The organism is Reyranella sp. GW821-FHT14A01, from assembly GCF_058803965.1.
Window position 1 is genome coordinate 167,028 of sequence record NZ_JBXAPM010000011.1, and the last position, 19,473, is coordinate 186,500.

Genomic DNA, 19,473 nt, shown 5'->3' on the forward strand with positions numbered 1-19,473 from the left:
CGCCTAGCCCCTGGTCCCGGTGCAGGTCGGCGCAATGGGACCCAGCCGCGCGATCACGTCGATGCCACGGTCGGGCATCACCTTACCGACCAGCGTGTCGCTGGTGAGATGGCTGGCCGCCAGGTCGACCTTCACCATGCCGCGCGGCGCCGCCAGTTCGACCTGGCCGAAGCCCTTGCGGAGCGATTCGAAGTCGGTGCCGCCGCCCTTGGCGATCGCTGCGGCCAGCAGCTTGGCCGAGACATAGGTCTTCTCGCCGTGAGGCAGGATCACCACCTTGCCGCGCGAGCGGCGCGGCGTGAAATCGGCAAATCGCTTGCTGTAGGCATCGACGAAAGCGTGGTTGGCCGGCGTGTCGACGCTCATGTACGAGGACTCGACACCAATGTTGCCCACCGAGGCTCCTTCGGTCGCCGCCGCGATCGACTCATGGACCAGCGGCGTCACGAGCTGCGGCTTCATGCCGAAGGAATGGTACTGCTTCACGAAGGTGATGGGATCGTCGCCGATGGCGTGCCAGACGATGTCGGGCTTGGCGGCCGCGACCTGCTGCAGCGCCGGTCCGAAATCGCGCGTGCCGAACGGGAAATACTGGGCGCCCATGATGGTGCCGCCCTGCTTCTCCGTCTCGGTCTTGAGGTTGGTGAAGAAGATGTCGCGGTTGGTCGCAAGGTCGGATGCGATCACGTAGATCGACTTGCCGACATTCTTCATCAGCCACTGCACCATCGGCGCCGTGGTCTGGTTGGCAGCGAGCCCGGTGACGATCAGGTTGGGATGGCACCGACCCTCGTCGAAATTGGGGAACATCACGTAGCGCTTGGCCGGCGCCGCCACCGACAAGGCAGCCTCGCGCTCCGACGGCAGGACAAGGCCGGTGATCGCGACCACGCCGTCGCTCTGGAAGAGCTTGCGCGCCTTGTCGAGGGTCGTCTTGGTCGACATCTGCGAGTCCTCGGCCACGATCTCGACCTTGCGGCCGAGCAGCCCGCCCGACTCGTTGATCTCCGCGACCGCCAGCGTGAGGCAGTTCTGGTTGGTCTGGCCGACAAAGGCCAGGGCGCCGCTCAACGGTCCCAGGAAGCCGATGCGGATGGGATCCGCCGCGCGCACGATGGCGGGAAAGCCCATCGTGCCGATGGCCGCGGTGGCCAGCCCGAGATTACGTCGTGTGATCCTGCGTTGTGCCATTTGCCCCTCCACCCTCAATCGCCAACTCAACGTCTCAGACCGCGAGGAACCGCGTCTGGATCTCGACATCGCGGAAATCGTCCGACGCGCACTCGTGCGCGATCGTGCCCTTGTCGAGCACGACCACGCGCCGTGCCGCATTCAGGGCAAGGTCGAGATTTTGCTCGACCAGCACGACGCCCAATCCGCGTGCCGCCGCGATCTCCGGAATGAGCGCGCCGATCGCCTGCACGATGCTGGGCTGCACGCCGTCCGACGGCTCATCGAGCAGCAGCAACCGCGGCCGGGCGCAAAGCGCGCGAGCAATCGCCAGCATCTGCTGCTCGCCGCCGGACATGGTGCCGCCGAACTGGCCGTAGCGGCCTTCGAGAAAGGGAAAGAGCGCCAGCACATCCGCCGGGATGGCGCTGCCATGGCCCGACGCGCGGGCGCCGATCTCCAGATTCTGCTTCACCGTCAGTCGCGGGAAGATGCCGCGGCCCTGCGGCACATAGGCGACGCCGCCGCGCGCGATGCGGTGCGTCGGCTGGCCGAGCAGCTCACGGCCCTCGAAGCGGATGGCGCCCTCGGCCACCGGCAGAAGGCCCATGATCGCCTTGATGAGCGTCGACTTGCCCGAGCCGTTGCGGCCGACGACGGAAACGACCTCTCCGGTCGCGACCGCGAGACTGAGCCCATCGAGCACCGGTCCGATTCCGTAGCCGCCGCTCAGGTCGGTGATCTGCAGCAGCACGCCGCTCATCAGGCGCGCCCCAGATAGGCATCGCGCACGCGCGGATCCTGCGACACGGACTCGAACGTCCCGTCGGCGATCAGGCAGCCCTGGTGCATGACGACGGTCCGGCAGCCCAGTCGGCGCACGAAGGACATGTCGTGCTCGATCACTACCACCGACATCTCGCGCGCGAGCACCAGCACCAGCTCGGCCATGTCGACGGTGCCGACGGCTGTCATGCCGGCGGTCGGCTCGTCGAGCAGCAACAGGCTCGGCCGGCCCATCAAGGTCATGCCGACCTCGAGCCATTGCCGCTGGCCGTGCGAACACATCGAGCCCAGACGATTCGCCTGATGGCCGAGCTTGATGGTCGCCAGCACGTCGGCGACGGCGGGTGGTGGCCGGCCGGTCGCCACCGCGACGCCCAGCCCCGCCACTTCCAGTGCCTCCGTCACCGTCAGCCAGGGAAAGACGTTGGCGCCCTGGAACTTGCGCACGATGCCGGCGCGCGCGAAGGCGTGCGGCGGCTTGCCCAGCATCGAGGCGCCCCTCAACTGCAGGTCGCCGCTGTCGGGCTTCAAGGTGCCGCTCATGACGTTGAGCAAAGAGCTCTTGCCCGCCCCGTTGGGACCGATGACGCAGACAAGTTCCTTCTCGCCCACCGACAGCGAGACGCCGTCGATGGCCGCGATACCGCCATAGCGCTTGCTGGCGCCGGTGAGCTCGAGCAGCGGCTTCATTTCGCCGCTGCCCCGCGCCTGAAGAGCGCTGGAATGCGCCGGGTCAGCGAGGCCAGGCCGTCGGGCAAGCCGAAGACGATCAGCAGGAACAAACCACCCAGGATCAGCGGCCACAGGCTGGTGCTGTAGCTCGATACGGCGTGGCTCACCTGTGTCACGAGCAACGTGGCGATCAGCGGGCCGACCAGGGTGCCGCGTCCGCCGATCGCCACCCAGACCAGAATCTCGGTCGAGACGATGGGCCCCAGCAGGTCGGGCGCCACAACGCCCGATGCTGCCGCGAACAGCGCGCCGGCCAGTGCGGCCAGGCCGGACGAGACGGTAAAGGCGATGAGCAGATGCAGCGACGTGTTGAAGCCCAGGGTGCGGGCGCGCGTTTCGTTGCTGCCGATGGCTTCCAGCACTTTCCCGTAGGGGCCGCGGCAGGCAAGCCAGAGAATGGTCAGCACGCCGAAAGCCACAACGAGCGCGCCGTAATATCCCTGCGCACCTTCGGCGCTGGAATAGGCAAGTGTGCCGAGAGAGAACTCGATGGGCGAGATGCCCAGGATGCCGACATCGCCGCCGGTGACCGACGACCAGCTCACCGCGATCTGGGTGGCGATCAACGACATCGCCATGGTCAGCACGGCGAAGAAATGCAGCCGCACGCCCGCGAACAGCAGGAAATAGCCGCTGGCCGCGGCCACTGCCATCGACGCGGCGATGCCGAGGAGAATACCGGCGCCCGACGACCAGCCGAGCTTGGTGGTCGCCACCGCCATGCCATAGGCGCCGATGCCGAAGAACAGCGCATGGCCCAGCACCAGCGTGTGCGAGCGGCCCCAGAGATAGTCGAGGCTGAGCGCCAGCACCGAGAGCAGCAGCGCATCGCGCAACTGGGCGGTGCGATACTCCGAGCCCACCATCGGCGCGGCGATCAGCACGAACAGCAGCACCAGCGCCACCGCGACGCCGAGCCGTTCGCGGCCGGCCAGACGCGGCTGCGCGAAGAGGAGCCGGAAGGCGATGCCGAGGCGCGCCATCACCCTTTGCCCAGCAGTTCGTGCGCGGCGCTGTAGCCCGGCACCAGTCCGCGCGGACGCAGCCGCACCAGCACGATGGCCAGCGCCAGCACCAGGGCGGAGGCGAGCGATGGATCGAGCCGGTAGTTCAGCAGCGTCTCCGCGCCGCCCACCAGCGCGCTGCCCGCGACGCAGCCCACGACGGAGCCGATGCCGCCGATGATGACCACGAAGAAGGCCTTGCCCATGTAGAAGACGCCGAGATGCGCCTCGACCGAGGCGAGCGGTCCCAGCAGCACGCCGGCCAGGCCCGCCAACCCCGCCCCGCCGGCGAAGGCGATGCGCGTCAGCTTCTTGGCATTGATGCCCAGCGCCTCGGCCATGGCGCGATTCTGGATCACGGCCCGCAGGTCGGTGCCGAACTGGCTCCAGCGGAACAGCGCCAAAGTGCCGCCGACCACGAGGAAGGCCACGACGATGATCAGCAGCCGGTAGGCGGGATAGTGCGCGCCGGCCAGCGGCACCATGCCCTCGACCGGCGCCGACACGATCTGCGGCAGCGCGCCGAAGGTGAGCTCGATGGATTTCTGCAGGATCAGGCTGACGCCGAAGGTGGCGAGGATCATGTCGAGCGGCCGCTTGTAGAGCGGACGGATTACCAGCCATTCGATCACCAACCCGAAGGCGGCACCGATGAAGGGCGCGGCGGCCAGCGCCACCCAATAGGCCGTGCCGGACGGCAGCAGGCCGTTCAGCGACTGCGCGAAGGCGAGCGTGTAGGCGCCAATGGTGACGAACTCGCCGTGCGCGAGGTTCATCACGTCCATCATGCCGAACACCACGGCCAGCCCGATGGCGACGAGCGCCAGGATGCTGATGAGGGTCAGCGCGTTCAGCAGGACGACGATCATGTCGCCGGTCATGGGAGGCTCACTTGGCGGGGGACTTCACGAGGCGGCGCGGCGTCACGTTCACGCGCATCTCCGAATCGAGCACCAGCCGGCTGCTCATGGTGCCGTGCATCTTGCGCACATGGCCTTCGGCCTCGTCGATATGGGCCAACATCAGGCGGCGCACCTTCTCCGCGTCGCGCTTGCGCGCCGCCGCGAGGATGGCGTGATGCGCCAGCACGTTGGTGCGGCCGAGCTCGTTGTTGTGCGGGTGCATCGGCTGGCCGCCGAACACCACGAGGCGGCGCAGCGTCTGGTTCACCATCTGGCAGCAGAAGCGCAGGAAGGCGTTGGGATTGCGCTCGGCCAGGATGTCGTGGAAATGCAGGTCTTCCTGGCGCTGACGCAGCGCCTGCGCCTCGCTCATCGGCGTCGGCGCGCAGGTCTCGATGCTGGCCTCCATCGATTCGAAGTCGCTCTCCGTCAGGTGCGGCACGGCGCCGGCCGCCAGCTCCGGCTCGACCATGCGGCGCACGGCATAGATGTCGCGCACGTCGACATCCTTGAAGAAGAGGTAATTCTGTACGAGCTGGAAGGTGCGCTCGAACGGCACCTCCACAACCGTGCCGCCGCCCGATGGACCGGTGCTGATCGAGATCAGGCCCTGCACGTCGAGCGATTTCAGCGCCTCGCGCACCGTTCCCTTCGACACCGAGAACATCTCCTGCAGCTCCGCCTCCTTGGGCAGCCGGTCGCCGGGCATCAACTCGCGCGTCACGATCCAGCGCTTGATCTCCTCGACGACGAGATCGCCTCGCTTGGGCGTGCGGAAGGTATCGCCCGCGACCAGGCGGGGGCCGGCAGGCTTTTTTTCCGGGGCAGGACGCGACGCGGTCCGGGCACGGGAAGCGGCAGTTTTACGGGCCATGATTTTCACCTTCTCCGAGGTGTGTATTGTGAATTAATCTATTTATTATTATAAATAGGATTGAAGCCGTCAAGCGCCGGCCCGTCATGAGAGGATTCGCCATGGACCGTTCATCCGCCGATCTCGACGCCGCTGAACTCGCGGACGCCTTTGCCCGCCGCACCCTTTCGCCGGTGGAAGCGTTGACGGCGGTTCTGGCGCGCATCGAGGAGACGCAAGGCCGGCTGAACGCGTTCTGCGCTCTCGATCCGAAAGGCGCGCGCGCCGCTTCGCTCGAGTCGGAGAAGCGCTGGAAGGCCGGCGCTCCGCTGGGGCCGCTCGACGGCGTACCCGTCTCGATCAAGGACAATATCTATGCTGCGGGAATGCCGACCCGCTTCGGCTCGCGCGCCATCGCCGAGACGGACACGCGGGGCGGGGACAGTCCCTGCGTCGCACGGCTGCGCGAGGCCGGCGCAGTGGTCTTCGGCAAGACCACCCTGCCCGACTATGCCCACAAGGTAGTGACCGACAGCCCGCTCACCGGCATCACGCGCAATCCCTGGGACCCGGCGCGCAGCCCCGGCGGCTCGAGCGGCGGGGCATCAGCAGCGATCGCGGCCGGCCTCGGGCCGCTGGCGGTCGGCACCGATGGCGGCGGCTCGATCCGCGTGCCGGCGGCCTGGACCGGCACGTTCGGCCTGAAGCCGAGCTTCGGTCGTGTGCCCCACCATCCGCGCGGCGCCTTTCCGACGGTCAGCCATATCGGGCCGATGACCCGCACCGTGGCAGATGCGGCGTCGATGATGACCGTCCTGACACGGGCCGACGCCCGCGACTGGTACGCCCTGCCCGCCGACGGCTGCGACTACACCAGGGCGCTGCCGCGCGATGGGCTGAAGGGCCTGCGGATCGCCATCAGCGCCGATCTCGGCCTGGCGGGCGCCACGGTCGAGCCCGGCATTGCAGCCTGCATCGAAGCGGCCTTCCGGACCGTCGAGAAGCTCGGCGCCCATCTTGAGCCCGCGCATCCGGCCGAGATCCCCGCCCTGGGCGAGGTCCATCGCGTCCATTGGACCTCCTTCTCGGCCCGGCTGGCTCGGCGGCTGGGCGAGGGCGCAGCACAGCTCGATCCCTCGATGCTGCAGCTCGTGGACATCGGTAACGCCCTGCCGTCCCAGGCTTTCGTCGACTCGGTCGTCACCCGCGGCGAACTGGGCAGCCGGATCGCCCAGTTCTTCGAGACCTACGATCTCCTGCTGGCGCCGGTGATCGGCATCGCACCGCCGGTGATCGCCACCCTCGATCCGCTCGACCCGCCGCTGCCGCGCTTCACCTCCTGGGCGAACCAGACGGGTGTCCCGGCCGCCAGCCTGCCCTGCGGATTGGCCGACGGACTGCCGGTCGGCCTGCAGATCGTCGCCGGTCCGCGCGCCGACGCGTTCCTGCTATCGGTCTGCCAGGTCCTGGAAGGCGAATTCGGCACCTTTCGGCCACCCGGAGCGCTCTGAACCGCCCCTTTGCTACCCTTGCGTCGCCCGCCCCGGCAGCCTATCCAAAGTCTCCTTTCGTGGAGTCCGTCATGGTTGCCGCCGCGCACGCTTCGTCCCAGCCTCGTTCCCCCGGGGTCGATGCCACGATCGCCGAACTGAAGGCGCTCTACGGCGACCGGGTCAGCACCGCGCACGCCGTGCGCGAACAGCATGGCAAGGACATCTCGTATCACGAGGCGCATCTGCCGGACGCGGTGGTCTTCGCCGAGTCGACCGAGGAAGTGCAGCAGATCGTCCAGCTCTGCGCCCGCCACAAGACGCCGATCATTCCCTTCGGCACCGGCACCTCGCTGGAGGGCCATATCAGCGCCCCCAACGGCGGCATCTCGCTCGACGTCAGCCGCATGAACAAGGTGCTGCAGGTCAACGAGGCCGACCTCGACGTGGTGGTCCAGCCCGGCGTCACCCGCAAGCAGCTCAACGAGTACCTGCGCGCGACCGGGCTGTTCTTCCCGATCGATCCCGGCGCCGACGCCTCGATCGGCGGCATGACCAGCACCCGCGCCTCGGGCACCAACGCCGTGCGCTACGGCACGATGCGCGAGAACGTGCTGTCGCTGCAGGTGGTGACGCCCGACGGGCGAATCATGCAGCTCGGCCGCCGCTCACGGAAGTCGAGCGCGGGCTATGACCTGGTGAAGCTGTTCGTGGGCTCCGAGGGCACCCTGGGCGTCATCACCGAGATCACCTTGCGCCTCTACGGCACGCCGGAATCGATGGTCGCCGCGACCTGCGCCTTCGACACGCTGGAGGGCGCGGTCAACACCGTGATCCAGACCATCCAGTCCGGCATCCCGGTGGCGCGCATCGAGCTGATGGACACATACACCGTCGACACGGTGAACCAGTATTCCAAGCTCTCGCTGCCGCAGAAGAACCTGCTGCTGCTGGAGTTCCACGGCACCGAAGCCGGCACCAAGGAACAGGCCGAGATGGTGCAGGCCATCGCCGACGAGCATGGCGGCGGCCACTTCGCCTGGACCAGCCAGGCCGAGGAGCGCAGCAGGATGTGGCAGGCCCGCCACGACGCGGCGTGGGCCGCCAAGGCCTACAAGCCGGGCTGGGGCATGTGGGCGACCGACGTCTGCGTGCCGATCAGCCGCCTGGCCGAATGCATCCTCGAGACGCAGAAGGACATCCAGGCCAACGACCTGTACGCGCCGATCGTCGGCCATGTCGGCGACGGCAACTTCCATCTCACCATGATGATCGACCCGAACGACCCGACCTACCTGCCGCGCGCCGAAGCGCTCAACGATCGCATGATTGCGCGGGCGCAGAACCTCGGCGGGACCTGCACCGGCGAGCATGGCGTCGGCATCGGCAAGATCAAGTACCTCTACCAGGAGCATGGCGAGGCGATGTCGCTGATGCGCTCGATCAAGAAGGCGATCGACCCGGACAACATCATGAACCCGGGCAAGATCATCGGCCCGATCAATTAGTCATCGCGGGGAGCGCCGGCAATCGCCGGCCTTTTTCCGTTGATGAGCGAACTCACCCGCCCGAGGCGACGATGCATTCCTTGACCCGCTTCCAGGCGGCAGGCGCGCTCTTGCCGAGGTTGACGTCGTCGCGGTCCTCGCTGCCGCCCAGCAGCATGCTGTAGCCACCCTTGGCGGCGATGATCTCGATGGCCGCCGGCGGCATGGCGACCCACATGCGTTTCCCGTCGGCCTCGATCTGGAGGTCCCATTGCATGCCGTTCGCCGGCTCGCGCAGGGGAACGACGATGGACTTGGGGAACTTGCCCTTGCGGCCTTCGGCGCGGACGCTGAGATAGGAGTGGCCGTCGGTGCGCATCGCCATGATATCGTCGCGGCCGCCGACGCGGCGGAAGGCGCGGCAATTGGTGACGCCGCTCGCCTCCTTCTCTCGCGAGAAATTCCAGTTGTCGAAGCCCTTGCCGTAAGGCTGCGGGCCGCTCTGCGCCAGCGCCATCGACGTCATTCCCGCAAAGCACAGGCCCGCGAGCACAATTTTAACTACCATCTACCCTCTCCCCAGAGTTCGAGGGGAGGGAACCCGGTGCCGGGGCACACCGTCAACGCTACTTCGGGCCGCAGGACACAAAAAAGGGCCGGCAAATGCCGGCCCTTTTCCGTTTGAAGCAGGCGCGCCTTACTTGGCGGCCTGGATCATGATCTCGACCGAGAGGCCGGGGGCCGCGAGCTTGGCTTCGACCGTGGCGCGGGCCGGGGCATTGCCGGGGGAGACCCAGGCGTCCCAGACTTCGTTCATCTGGCTCCAGGTCGAGATGTCGGTCAGCCAGATGTTGGCCGAGAGCACCTTCGACTTGTCGGTGCCGGCTTCCTTGAGGAACTTGTCGACCTTGTCGAGGATCTGCTTGGTCTGGCCCTTCACGTCGGCCTTGGCGTCGTCGGCGGTGAGGCCGGCGAGATAGACCGTGTTGCCATGGACCACCGCGCTGCTCATGCGGGCGCCGGCGTTGATACGGGTGACGCTCATTGACTTTCTCCTTCTTGGAATTCGAAGCGGCGGGACCTTAGCAGATCACGGGCCGCACCCGTAAAGGGCTTTACCGGGGAGGATGCTGCCAGGATTTGTAGACCGCCTCGAGACTGTAACCGTCAGGATCGAAGACATTGGCGGCGTAGTAGCGTGGGTCATAATGCAGCCGTGGACCCGGCGCGCCATTGTCGGTGCCTCCCGCCGCGATGGCGGCACTATGGAACGCATCGACCTCGGCCTCATTGGACGCCACGAAGCCGACATGGGCTGCACGACTGTCGGCCTGACCGGGCCTGAGCCAGAAGAACACGCGACCGTCGCGGCCGAACCCTTTCAGGTCCGGATGGCCCGGCGGCCCGTTCTTGCCGTCGTAATCGAGAACATGGCCGATCCGCAGCGGCGCCAGTGCCTGCTCGTAGAAGGCGATCGAACGACGAACGTCGCTGACCGTGACAAACACATGGTCGAGCATCGATCTTCCTAGATCGCCGCGACGACCATGATTTCGACCTTCATCTTCGGGTCGTTCATCTTCGCCTGGACGGTGGCTCGGGCGGGCGTCTGGCCGGGCACGACCCAGGCGTCCCAAACTTTATTCATGGCGGCAAAATCGGAGATATCGCTCAGCCAGATCGTGGCGGTCAGGATCTTGGTCTTGTCGCTGCCGCCCTTGGCCAGCAGGGAGTCGATCTCGGCCAGCGCCTGCTGCACCTGGCCGGTGATGTCGGCGCTCGTATCCTCGGGGATCATGCCCGAGCAATAGATGCGGTTGCCCAGGGTGACGGCCTCGCTCATGCGCGGGCCGACGTCGATTCGGTTGATGCTGCTCATGCGAAGGACCCTAAAGGGACCTTTCCGCTCGCACAACGGACCGGAAACGCACTCCGCCCTCCCCGCGCCGCCGGATCGCGATACAGTCTCCCCAGCGCATCGGAGAAAACGCACCCATGACCATCAGGCGCCCGCTCGACGGGATGCTCGTCCTCGATCTCGGGCAGATCTACAATGGCCCCTATTGCGGCCTGCAGCTCGCCTTCATGGGCGCGCGCGTGCTCAAGATCGAGCCGCCGGAGGGCGACGTGGTGCGCCGCCGCAAGCGCGAGGTCGAGCCCTATCCGCTGGTGATGCTGAATTCCAACAAGGAGTCGGTCGTCCTCGACTTCAAGCAGCCGCGCGGCAAGGAGATCTTCCTCGACCTCGTGGCCAAGGCCGACGTGCTGATCGAGAACTTCGCGGCGGGCGTCATGGATCGGCTGGGCCTGGGTTACGACGTGCTGAGCAAGCTGAACCCGCGCCTCGTCTATGGCGGCAGCTCGGGCTTCGGCCTCGACGGTCCCTATCGCGACCTCGCCGCGATGGACGTCACCATCCAGGCGATGAGCGGCATCACCAACGCCACCGGCGACGCCGACGGGCCGCCCACGAAGGCCGGCGCCGCGGTGTGCGATTTCCTGGCCGGCATCCATCTCTGCGCCGGCATTCTGGGCGCGCTGGTGCAGCGCGAGCGCACGGGCAAGGGCCAGCGGGTCGAGGTCGCGATGCACGAGGCGGGCGCGATCTCGATCGCCTCCGCACTGGGCGCGGTGATGGACGGCGACAAGAACGTGCCCGACCGCACCGGCAACCGGCATCCCGCGCTCGCCATGGCGCCGTACAACACCTATCGCTGCCGCGACGGCTATGTCGCGATCTTCACTTCGGCCGAGCGGCACTGGACGTCGATGTGCGAGATGCTGGGCCGCCAGGACCTGCTCACCAATCCCGAGTTCACGACCACGCCCGGCCGCGCCAGGAACATGGCCGTGATCGACGACATGGTCGGCGCCTGGACGATCGGCAAGACCAAGGACGAGGTCCTGGCGCTGCTCACCAAGGCTCGCGTGCCTTGCGCTCCTGTGAAGACTGCGCGCGAGGTCGCCTACGATCCCCATCTCGAGGCGCGCGGCTTCTGGGTCGATGTCGAGCATCCGCGCCGCGGCAAGACCCGCGTGCCGATCTCCCCCATCCGCCTCCACACCGGCGGCAAGTCCGAGATCAAGCGTCCGGCACCGACACTCGGGCAGCATACGGATGCGGTGCTGGGCGAACTTTTAGGCCTGCAGGCCGACGAGCTGGTGCGTCTGCGTACCGATGAGGTCACAGTGCCTGTTACGGAACGGAAGAAGAAGTAACGAACGAAAGAGGAAACGCCATGCCGATCATCGACTCGCAGGTCCATGCGTACGAAGCGAACACCCCGAAGCGGCCGTGGGCGACGGTGCCGAACTGGCCGCCTCACGTGACCGGCGACGAGATGGTCGCGGCGATGGACAAGGTCGGCGTCGACGGCGCGATCTTCATCTCGTCCTTCTCGATGTACCGTTACGACGGCAGCTACGCCGAGGAAGTGGCGCGCCAGCATCCCGGTCGCATGGCCATCGTCAAGCCGGTCGATCCGGACGATGCGAACGTCGCCGACGTGGTCGCGAAGTGGAAGGAGACGAAGGGCGCCGTCGGCATCCGCATCTTCCTGCGCGAGGAGGAGAAGCGCGCGCCCGATCATCCCGGCCTCGACCGCATCTGTAAGGCCGCCGTGGACTACGACCTGCCGCTCAACTTCCTGTTCTGGGGCAGGGTCGACGACGGCATCAAGATCATCGACCGCCATCCCAATACGCGCTTCATCGTCGACCATCTCGGCCTGCTGCAGCCGCGCGATCCGCCGGCGCCCGCCGAGCCGTGGGCCGACCTGCCGAAGATCCTCGACCTCGCCAAGCGCCCGAACGCCGTGATCAAGGTGAGCGGCGCCTGCACCCTCTCCAAGCAGCCCTACCCGTTCCCCGACATCTGGGATCCGCTGAAGCGCGTGTTCGACGCCTGGGGCTTCGAGCGCTGCCTGTGGGGCACCGACTGGACGCGCGCCTTCGCCGTCGTGAACTACGAGAACGCGGTGAAGCCGTTCCTGGAGACCAAGACGCTGAGCGACAGCGAACGCGCCATGCTGATGGGCGGCGCCTGCACCAAGGCTTACGGCTGGTCGCCGAAGAGGTAAAAACTATGTCGTCCTGAGCGCAGCGAAGGACCTAGCAGATCGACCAGCGGACTCCTTGGCGAGCGCGAGATCCTTCGCTTCGCTCAGGATGACAAGAAAAAGAGCGCGGCACGTGAGTGCCGCGCTCTTTTCAATTTGATCAGGCCGTCGAGCGGACCAGCTTGCCCGGACGCGCGCCGGTCTCAATGCCCTTCTCGAAGATCGGCGTGCCGGAGCAGATCGTCATGTCGTAGCCGTCGACGCTCTGGACCAGGCGGCGGCCGCCGGCCGGCAGGTCAAAGATCATCTTCGGGCTGTGCAGGTTGAGGCCGTCGAAGTCGATGACGTTGACGTCCGCCTTCATGCCGGGCTGCAGGCGGCCGCGATCCTTGAAGCCATAGAAGTCGGCGGTGCTGCTGGTCATGCGCTTCACCACGAACTCGAGACCGAGGCGCGGTCCGCGCGTGCGGTCACGCACCCAGTGCTGCAGCATCGAGGTGTTGAGCGAGGCATCGCAGATCACGCCGCAATGCGCGCCGCCGTCGGACAGGCCGAGGATGGTGTGCGGATCCTCGATCATCTCGCGTACGACCTCGAGATCGCCGTGCACGTAGTTGGTGACGGGGAAGTAGACCATGCGGTTCTCGGCGCCGGTCAGATAGTCGTAGCAATATTCCTGCGGCGTCACGCCCGCGGCCGTGGCCAGCGCTTCGATGCTGCGCTCCGGCGCGGGCTCGTAATCCGGTCTGTCGCCCAGCGGATACATGCGGTCCCACCGCGTCGCGATCTGGCGCGACAGCGGCGGCAGCACCTCGAGCAGGCGCGGCGAGGCCTCCTGCGACAGGATCAGGCGGCGCACGTCCGGCGTGCGCAGCTTGGCCAGCATCTCGGCCGGCGGCAGATGGGCCAGCTCCGCATAGCCTTCGCGCAGGCCGAACGGATTGAGCGAGGTGTTGAGGCCGAGCGTCAGGCCCACGGGGCGCCCCGCGACCTGGGCATAGAGCGGCAGGTTGTCCGCGCGGCAGGCGCGCACGCCGTCCATCAGGCGCTTGTAGCGCTGCGGGTCGTAGCTGCGATCGGTGAGCAGGAACCAGACCGGCCGGCCGCTCTCCTTGGCGACCTCGCGGATCCAGCTCCATTCCGCCTTCTCGTCATTGAAGTCGGACAGGAAGCCGAAGGTGCCGACGCCGGCCCGCCCCATCGCCTTGCCGATCGCGATCAGCTCCTCGTGCTCGGCATAGCGGCCGGGCACCAGGTCGCCGGCGAGCGTCTTGTGCTGGTCGGTGCGGCTGGTGGTGAAGCCGACGGCGCCCGCCTTCAGCGCCTCCTCGGTGAGCCGGGCCATCAGCTCGATATCCTCGGCCGTCGCCATCTCGCGATTGATGGCGCGCTCGCCCATCGCATAGACGCGCAGCGGATGGTGGGCGACCTGGGCGCCAATATCGATGGTGCGCGGGAGGCGCTCCAGCGCGTCGAGATATTCCGGGAAGCTCTCCCAGTCCCACTTGAGGCCTTCGGTGAGGGTGATGCCGGGGATGTCCTCGACGCCCTCCATCATCTCGATCAGGGCCTTCTGGTGCTCGTTGCGCACCGGCGCGAAGCCGACCCCGCAATTGCCGAACACGAGGGTCGTGGCGCCATGCCACGAGGACGGTGCTAGAACGGGATCCCAGGTGGCCTGGCCGTCATAGTGGGTGTGGACGTCGACCCAGCCCGGCGTGACCAGCCGGCCCTCGGCCTTGACCTCACGCTTGGCCGGACCCGCCTTGCCGCCGACCTGAACGATCTTGTCGCCGTCGATCGCGACGTCGCCCTGGAACGCCGCTGCGCCCGTGCCATCGACGATGGTGCCGCCCCGAATGACGATGTCGTGCATGGCCTGTCCCGCTGTTCTGTAATGGGACGGTAAGACTTCCACACACGGCCGGGCATAGAAAGCCCGGAGCCATGCATTACAGGCGTACTGCTATTCTAAGGGCAGCGAAATGATAGAGAGACTCTAGCGCCGGGGGCGCGCCACTCCAGTGGCGCGATCATGATTCAAGAAGAAGACGCGCCACTGGAGTGGCGCGCCCCCAGCTAAGAACGTTCGCGAATGTCCGAGAACTTCACCTTCGGGCTCTTCTCGGCGATGTATCCCAGCTCCCACGCGTTGCGCGCGAGGAACACCGGCGAGCCATCGCGGTCCTCGGACATGCCGCCGCGGTTGGCTGACATGAACTCTTCCAGATCGGCCTTGGTCTCGGCGGAGATCCAGCGGGCGGTCTCGAACGGCGCGGGCTCGAGGTCGATATGGACGTTGTACTCGGCCTCGACGCGGGTCTTGAGCACATCGAGCTGCAGTTCGCCGACGACGCCCACGATATGGTCGCCGCCGATCACGCGGCGGAACACCTGGGTCACGCCCTCTTCCGCCAGATCCTCCAGCGCGCGCCTGAGCTGCTTGGACTTCATCGGGTCCTCCAGCCGCACGCGGCGGAGGATTTCCGGTGCGAAGTTCGGAATGCCGGTGATCTTGAGCGTCTCCCCTTCGGTCAGCGTGTCCCCGACCCGCAGCACGCCGTGGTTGGGAATGCCGATGATGTCGCCGGGCCAGGCCTCGTCGACGATCTCGCGCTCGCGGGCGAAGAACAGGATCGGCGAGTTGACCGACAGGACCTTGGACGTGCCCATCTGCGTCAGCTTCATCCCGCGGCGGAACTTGCCGCTGCACAGGCGCAGGAAGGCGATGCGGTCGCGATGGTTGGGATCCATGTTGGCCTGGACCTTGAACACGAAGCCCGAGACCTTGGGCTCGGTCGGCTCGATGGGCCGCGGCTCGGCCGGCTGCGGGCGCGGCGGCGGCGCCCAGGCCGCGATCGCATCAAGCAATTCCTTCACGCCGAAATTGTTGTAGGCTGAGCCGAAGAACACCGGCGACAGATGGCCGGCGCGATAGCTCTCGAGATCGAAGGCCGGATAGCCCGCGCGCACCAGCTCGACTTCCTCGGCGAAGTCGGGATCGGAGATCTGGTAGTTCTCGATCACCTCGCCGATGCGGCTCCTGTCGGTGTTGTCGAACACCAGCATGCGGTTGTTGGCGAGATCGTAGGTGCCCTTGAAATTCTGGCCCGAGCCGGTCGGCCAGGTCATGGGCGAGACGTCGAGCGCCAGGGTCGAGGCGACCTCGTCCAGAAGCTCGATCGGATCCTTGGACTCGCGGTCCATCTTGTTGATGAAGGTGACGATCGGCACGTCGCGCAGGCGGCAGATCTCGAACAGCTTGCGGGTGCGCGCCTCGATGCCCTTGGCGGCGTCGATCACCATCACCGCCGAATCGACGGCGGTCAGGGTGCGGTAGGTGTCCTCGGAGAAGTCCTCGTGGCCCGGCGTGTCGAGCAGGTTGAAGACCGCGCCGCCATACTCGAAATGCATCACCGAGGTGGTGACCGAGATGCCGCGCTGCTGCTCGATCTTCATCCAGTCCGAGCGCGCCCGCCGCGCCTCGCCGCGCGCCTTCACGGCACCCGCGACGTGGATGGCGCCGCCGAACAGCAGCAGCTTTTCCGTCAGCGTCGTCTTGCCGGCGTCGGGATGCGAGATGATGGCAAACGTGCGCCGCAGACCGGCAGGATGGCCGGCCAGACGGGCGTCGGATGCGGGAGAAGCGGCGGAATCGGGCACTTTTTGCGGGGTCCTTCGGGGGTGGCGAGGGGGTAGCGGACAGGTCCGGTGGCGTCAACTCGGGCGGTTTGTTAGTACGGCGCGGGATTTTTCCGGCCGCGCGTGGCCGGGCCGAATGGATTGGGGTCAATGGACAAGACGAAGGCTGGCGGTACGCCAATCGCGCTGCGCGTGCTGAAAGAGCTGGTGCTCCCGCTGGCCGGCGGCGTCGCCTACGGCACGATCGTGGCGCAGGCCAAGCAGATGCCGCTCGACGGCGTGACGGCGGGCGGCGTGGCTTTCTTCTGCATCCTGGCCGCGCAGGGCCTGGTCCTGCGCGCCGCGCGGACGGCACGGAGCGAGCAGCAGCCCGTCCCGCAAGCCGTGCCGGCTCCCACGCCGGAGCCGCTCAAGCTGCCCGCGCCCGAGAAAGCGCCGGAAAAGGAACCGGAGCCGGCGCCCGCGCTCATCGCCGCGCCGACTGTAGAGCCAATCGTCGAGCCCATCGCCGAGCCGACCCCAGCGCCTGCCCCGCCGCCGACTCCACCTGCGCCACCGAAACCCGCCAACGATTTCGTCAGCATCCGGGTCGGCGTCGAGGAACTGAAGGAGCTGGGCGCCCTGCCGGAGCCCGAGCCGGAAAAGCCCGAAGACGGCCAGCGCCCGCTCTTCCGCAACCTCGCCCATTCACCCAGCAAGCGGACGCCCGTAGAGGCGCTGGCGCCGAAACAGCTGCTCGACCTGAAGATGCCCTACCAGGCCGTGCTGAACGCGGCCGTGAACTTCGAGCGCGAGGTCAAGCGCCACGCGGACATCGCCGACGACCGGACCGCCTCGCTCGAAAGCCTGTTCGACGAGCCGCGCTTCAACCTGTCGAAAGACAAGCTCCAGCAGCTCGATACGCTGCGCCGCATCCGCAACAACATCCTCCACGGCTTCGAAACCCTCGTCGATCCCGTCGAAGCCGCCTCCCTCGTCGCCGCCTTCGACCGCGCCGCCTCATGGTTCGATCCGGCCAATGTTGAGCCGGAAAGGCCTGCGAAGGACGAACCGGAAAAGCCGGCCGTGGATGAGATAGAGGAACCCACGAAGGACGAGGCAGTGGCGCCCACGAAGGACGAGGTAGAGGAACCCGCCAAGGACGAAGCGGAGAAGCCTACCGAGGGCCAGGCAGAGGAACCCAACAAGGACGAGGCAGACAAACCGGCTGAGGACGAGCTGGAGAAAAAGGCTGAGGACATTCAAGTAAAACCGGCTGCGGGAACCTGAGCGGGCTGAGCCCTAGGCGTCGTGCACCTGCCGAGCGCGCCATTCTTCAGGGTATGGCTGGCAATCCCAATCGTGTTCGGTCGCGTAGGCCTCTCGACCCAAGAGTCGATGAAGGGTCGTCATCGCTTCGAAGTGACTTCCGGCTGGGAAAGTATGTATCAGCCAGGCGTCCGATGACAGCGAGCGTCGAAAGTCGTCGCCGTCAGGACCAGCCAGGCAACAGCTTTCCAGAGACTGGCCATCCTCATCGACCTCTACCCAGACCTCGTGCAGCAGGGTTGCCATTGACCTTCCAGCACCGCGCGACCCAGAAAAAGCATATAGAATACACCCCCACTCCGCCTGCCCAAACGTCGCGCGAGTTCCCGGCTTCGCGGGCAGAAAGGACGGTCGAGTGCTTACACGGGCCAACCGCAGCGCTAAACTCCCGCCCATGAACCCCGACCAGCTCAAGACCTTCATCGGCAGCTTCTGGGATGACCAGATCCTGCCGTCGCTCACCGAGTACATCCGCATCCCCAACAAGTCGCCGTCCTTCGATCCCAAATGGGAAGAGAACGGCTACATGGAGCAGGCGGTCACGCTGATGACCGACTGGGCACGTCCGCACGTCGCCGCCATCGCGGGCGCGACGATGGAGGTGGTGCGGCTGCCGGGGCGCACGCCGCTGATCTTCATCGAGATCCCGGGCGACGACAACGACGACACCGTCCTGCTCTACGGCCATCTCGACAAGCAGCCCGAGATGAAGGGCTGGGCCGAGGGCATGGGGCCGTGGATCCCGGTGCGCAAGGACGACAAGCTCTACGGCCGCGGCGGCGCCGACGACGGCTACGCGATCTATGCCTGTTTCGCGGCGTTGTTGGCGCTGCAAGAGCAGAAGGTGCCGCGCGCCCGTTGCGTCATCATGATCGAGGGCTGCGAGGAATCCGGCAGCTACGACCTACCCTTCTATGTCGACCACCTGCTCGACCGGATCGGCGATCCGTCGCTGGTGGTCTGCCTCGATTCGGGCTGCGGCGACTGGGACCGGATGTGGCTCACCACGTCACTGCGCGGCATCGCGGCCGGCACGCTGAAGGTGCGGGTGCTGAACGAGGGCGTTCACTCGGGCGACGCGTCGGGAATCGTGCCCTCCTCGTTCCGGATCACGCGCGCGCTGCTGACGCGCCTGGAGGACGAGGCGACCGGCGAGATGAAGCTGCCGGAACTCTTCGTGCAGATCCCGCCGCAGCGCATCGCGCAGGCCTCGGAAGCGGCGCGCGTGCTGGGCGACGAGGTCTATCGCAAGTTCCCCTTCGCCGGCACGACCAGGCCGATGGTCGAGGATCTCGGCCAGATGGTGCTGAACCGGACCTGGCGGCCGCAGCTCGCGACGGTCGGCATGGCGGGCTATCCCGAGCCGATCGATGCCGGCAACGTGCTGCTGCCGTATACCGAGGCCAAGATCAGCGTGCGCACGCCGCCGACGCTCGACGCCAAGGAAGCCGTGAAGGCGATGAAGAAGGCGCTGGAATCCGATCCGCCCTACGGCGCCACGGTCGAGTTCGACGCCGGCGAAGGCGGCCAGAGCGGCTGGCACGCGCCGCCGCTGGCGCCGTGGCTGGAGAGGGCCGTGACCGACGCCTCGCAGGAGGCGTTCGGCGAGCCGGTCGCCTACATGGGCGAAGGCGGCACGATCCCGTTCATGGGCATGCTGGGCGACAAGTTTCCCAGGACGCAGTTCGTGATAACGGGTATACTCGGCCCGCACTCGAATGCGCATGGGCCCAACGAGTTCCTGCACATTCCCACGGGCAAGAAGGTGACGGTCGCGACCGCGCTGATGATCGCGGCGCATTACGAGCGGGAGAAGAAGTAACACTCCGTCGCTTCGGGCAGAGCGTGGTTGGGCTCGATAAACGAAACAAACGAAATAAACGAAACGAACGAATCGAAAAGGCGCCGCTGCCCTGCGCGGTATTCGGGTATGCAAGGGTCCCTCGCTTACGCTCGGGATGACACCGTTTGTCTGATCAGCGCACTGCGCAAATCCCAACAAAATTGTCATCCCGAGCGTAAGCGAGGGACCTTTCGAATA

General features: G+C 66.7%; 18 protein-coding genes. 6 read left to right on the forward strand and 12 right to left on the reverse strand.

Annotated elements, in window-relative coordinates; all coding sequences use genetic code 11:
- Positions 1-3: 3 nt before the first annotated feature.
- Genes AC1ROX_RS20490 through AC1ROX_RS20515 form a run of 6 tightly spaced genes read right to left on the reverse strand, consistent with a single transcriptional unit; the run spans position 4 to position 5,468 of the window.
- Positions 4-1,191 carry an ABC transporter substrate-binding protein gene (locus tag AC1ROX_RS20490; protein WP_493128529.1) on the reverse strand — a complete coding sequence of 396 codons (1,188 nt, stop codon included), beginning with the start codon at positions 1,189-1,191 and terminating at the stop codon, positions 4-6.
- A 34-nt stretch (positions 1,192-1,225) separates the two neighbouring features.
- A complete protein-coding gene (locus AC1ROX_RS20495) occupies positions 1,226-1,933 on the reverse strand; it encodes an ABC transporter ATP-binding protein (RefSeq protein ID WP_493128531.1) in 708 nt (235 codons plus the stop codon).
- Positions 1,933-2,646, reverse strand: coding sequence for an ATP-binding cassette domain-containing protein (locus tag AC1ROX_RS20500; protein ID WP_493128533.1), 714 nt, complete (start codon positions 2,644-2,646; stop codon positions 1,933-1,935). Before AC1ROX_RS20500 ends, AC1ROX_RS20495 begins: the two co-directional genes overlap by 1 nt.
- Positions 2,643-3,671 carry a branched-chain amino acid ABC transporter permease gene (locus AC1ROX_RS20505; protein ID WP_493128535.1) on the reverse strand — a complete coding sequence of 343 codons (1,029 nt, stop codon included), beginning with the start codon at positions 3,669-3,671 and terminating at the stop codon, positions 2,643-2,645. The genes AC1ROX_RS20500 and AC1ROX_RS20505 overlap by 4 nt, the downstream gene beginning before the upstream one ends.
- Complete coding sequence (urtB, locus tag AC1ROX_RS20510; protein WP_493128537.1) at positions 3,671-4,573, reverse strand: urea ABC transporter permease subunit UrtB; 903 nt, start codon at positions 4,571-4,573, stop codon at positions 3,671-3,673. Before urtB ends, AC1ROX_RS20505 begins: the two co-directional genes overlap by 1 nt.
- Positions 4,574-4,580: 7 nt before the next feature.
- Positions 4,581-5,468 carry a FadR/GntR family transcriptional regulator gene (locus AC1ROX_RS20515; protein WP_493128539.1) on the reverse strand — a complete coding sequence of 296 codons (888 nt, stop codon included), beginning with the start codon at positions 5,466-5,468 and terminating at the stop codon, positions 4,581-4,583.
- 101 nt (positions 5,469-5,569) lie between these two features.
- Between AC1ROX_RS20515 and AC1ROX_RS20520 the strand changes: the two genes are divergently transcribed.
- Both AC1ROX_RS20520 and AC1ROX_RS20525 read left to right on the forward strand, forming a co-directional pair.
- Entirely contained in the window at positions 5,570-6,958 is a 1,389-nt protein-coding gene (locus tag AC1ROX_RS20520) for an amidase family protein (RefSeq protein WP_493128541.1), read from the forward strand.
- A 71-nt stretch (positions 6,959-7,029) separates the two neighbouring features.
- Positions 7,030-8,445, forward strand: a complete 1,416-nt coding sequence (locus tag AC1ROX_RS20525; RefSeq protein ID WP_493128543.1) for an FAD-binding oxidoreductase — start codon at positions 7,030-7,032, stop codon at positions 8,443-8,445.
- 52 nt (positions 8,446-8,497) lie between these two features.
- On the opposite strand, the gene AC1ROX_RS20530 is transcribed toward AC1ROX_RS20525, so the two are convergent.
- From AC1ROX_RS20530 to AC1ROX_RS20545, 4 genes are all read right to left on the reverse strand, one after another.
- On the reverse strand, positions 8,498-8,992 hold the full coding sequence (locus AC1ROX_RS20530) for a hypothetical protein (RefSeq protein WP_493128545.1): 495 nt from the start codon (positions 8,990-8,992) through the stop codon (positions 8,498-8,500).
- A 129-nt stretch (positions 8,993-9,121) separates the two neighbouring features.
- Positions 9,122-9,469, reverse strand: a complete 348-nt coding sequence (locus tag AC1ROX_RS20535; protein ID WP_493110180.1) for a RidA family protein — start codon at positions 9,467-9,469, stop codon at positions 9,122-9,124.
- 70 nt (positions 9,470-9,539) lie between these two features.
- On the reverse strand, positions 9,540-9,944 hold the full coding sequence (locus AC1ROX_RS20540) for a VOC family protein (protein WP_493128547.1): 405 nt from the start codon (positions 9,942-9,944) through the stop codon (positions 9,540-9,542).
- An 8-nt stretch (positions 9,945-9,952) separates the two neighbouring features.
- Positions 9,953-10,303: a RidA family protein gene (locus tag AC1ROX_RS20545; RefSeq protein ID WP_493128549.1), complete on the reverse strand. Its 351-nt coding sequence runs from the start codon at positions 10,301-10,303 to the stop codon at positions 9,953-9,955.
- Between the two features lie 116 nt (positions 10,304-10,419).
- On the opposite strand from AC1ROX_RS20545, the gene AC1ROX_RS20550 reads away from it, so the two are divergent.
- Positions 10,420-11,643, forward strand: coding sequence for a CaiB/BaiF CoA transferase family protein (locus AC1ROX_RS20550; RefSeq protein ID WP_493128551.1), 1,224 nt, complete (start codon positions 10,420-10,422; stop codon positions 11,641-11,643).
- Between the two features lie 20 nt (positions 11,644-11,663).
- Complete coding sequence (locus AC1ROX_RS20555; RefSeq protein WP_493128553.1) at positions 11,664-12,503, forward strand: amidohydrolase family protein; 840 nt, start codon at positions 11,664-11,666, stop codon at positions 12,501-12,503.
- A gap of 139 nt (positions 12,504-12,642) precedes the next feature.
- Here AC1ROX_RS20555 and AC1ROX_RS20560 read toward each other — a convergent pair whose 3' ends face one another.
- Both AC1ROX_RS20560 and AC1ROX_RS20565 read right to left on the reverse strand, forming a co-directional pair.
- Positions 12,643-14,358 carry an N-acyl-D-amino-acid deacylase family protein gene (locus AC1ROX_RS20560; protein WP_493128555.1) on the reverse strand — a complete coding sequence of 572 codons (1,716 nt, stop codon included), beginning with the start codon at positions 14,356-14,358 and terminating at the stop codon, positions 12,643-12,645.
- A 203-nt stretch (positions 14,359-14,561) separates the two neighbouring features.
- Entirely contained in the window at positions 14,562-16,145 is a 1,584-nt protein-coding gene (locus AC1ROX_RS20565; protein WP_493128557.1) for a peptide chain release factor 3, read from the reverse strand.
- Positions 16,146-16,274: 129 nt separating this feature from the next.
- Between AC1ROX_RS20565 and AC1ROX_RS20570 the strand changes: the two genes are divergently transcribed.
- Together AC1ROX_RS20570 and AC1ROX_RS20575 are read left to right on the forward strand one after the other, a co-directional pair.
- Positions 16,275-17,393 (forward strand): hypothetical protein, encoded by a 1,119-nt coding sequence (locus AC1ROX_RS20570; RefSeq protein ID WP_493128559.1) that lies wholly within the window; start codon positions 16,275-16,277, stop codon positions 17,391-17,393.
- A gap of 433 nt (positions 17,394-17,826) precedes the next feature.
- Positions 17,827-19,254 (forward strand): M20 family metallopeptidase, encoded by a 1,428-nt coding sequence (locus AC1ROX_RS20575; protein WP_493128561.1) that lies wholly within the window; start codon positions 17,827-17,829, stop codon positions 19,252-19,254.
- Positions 19,255-19,473: the final 219 nt, after the last annotated feature.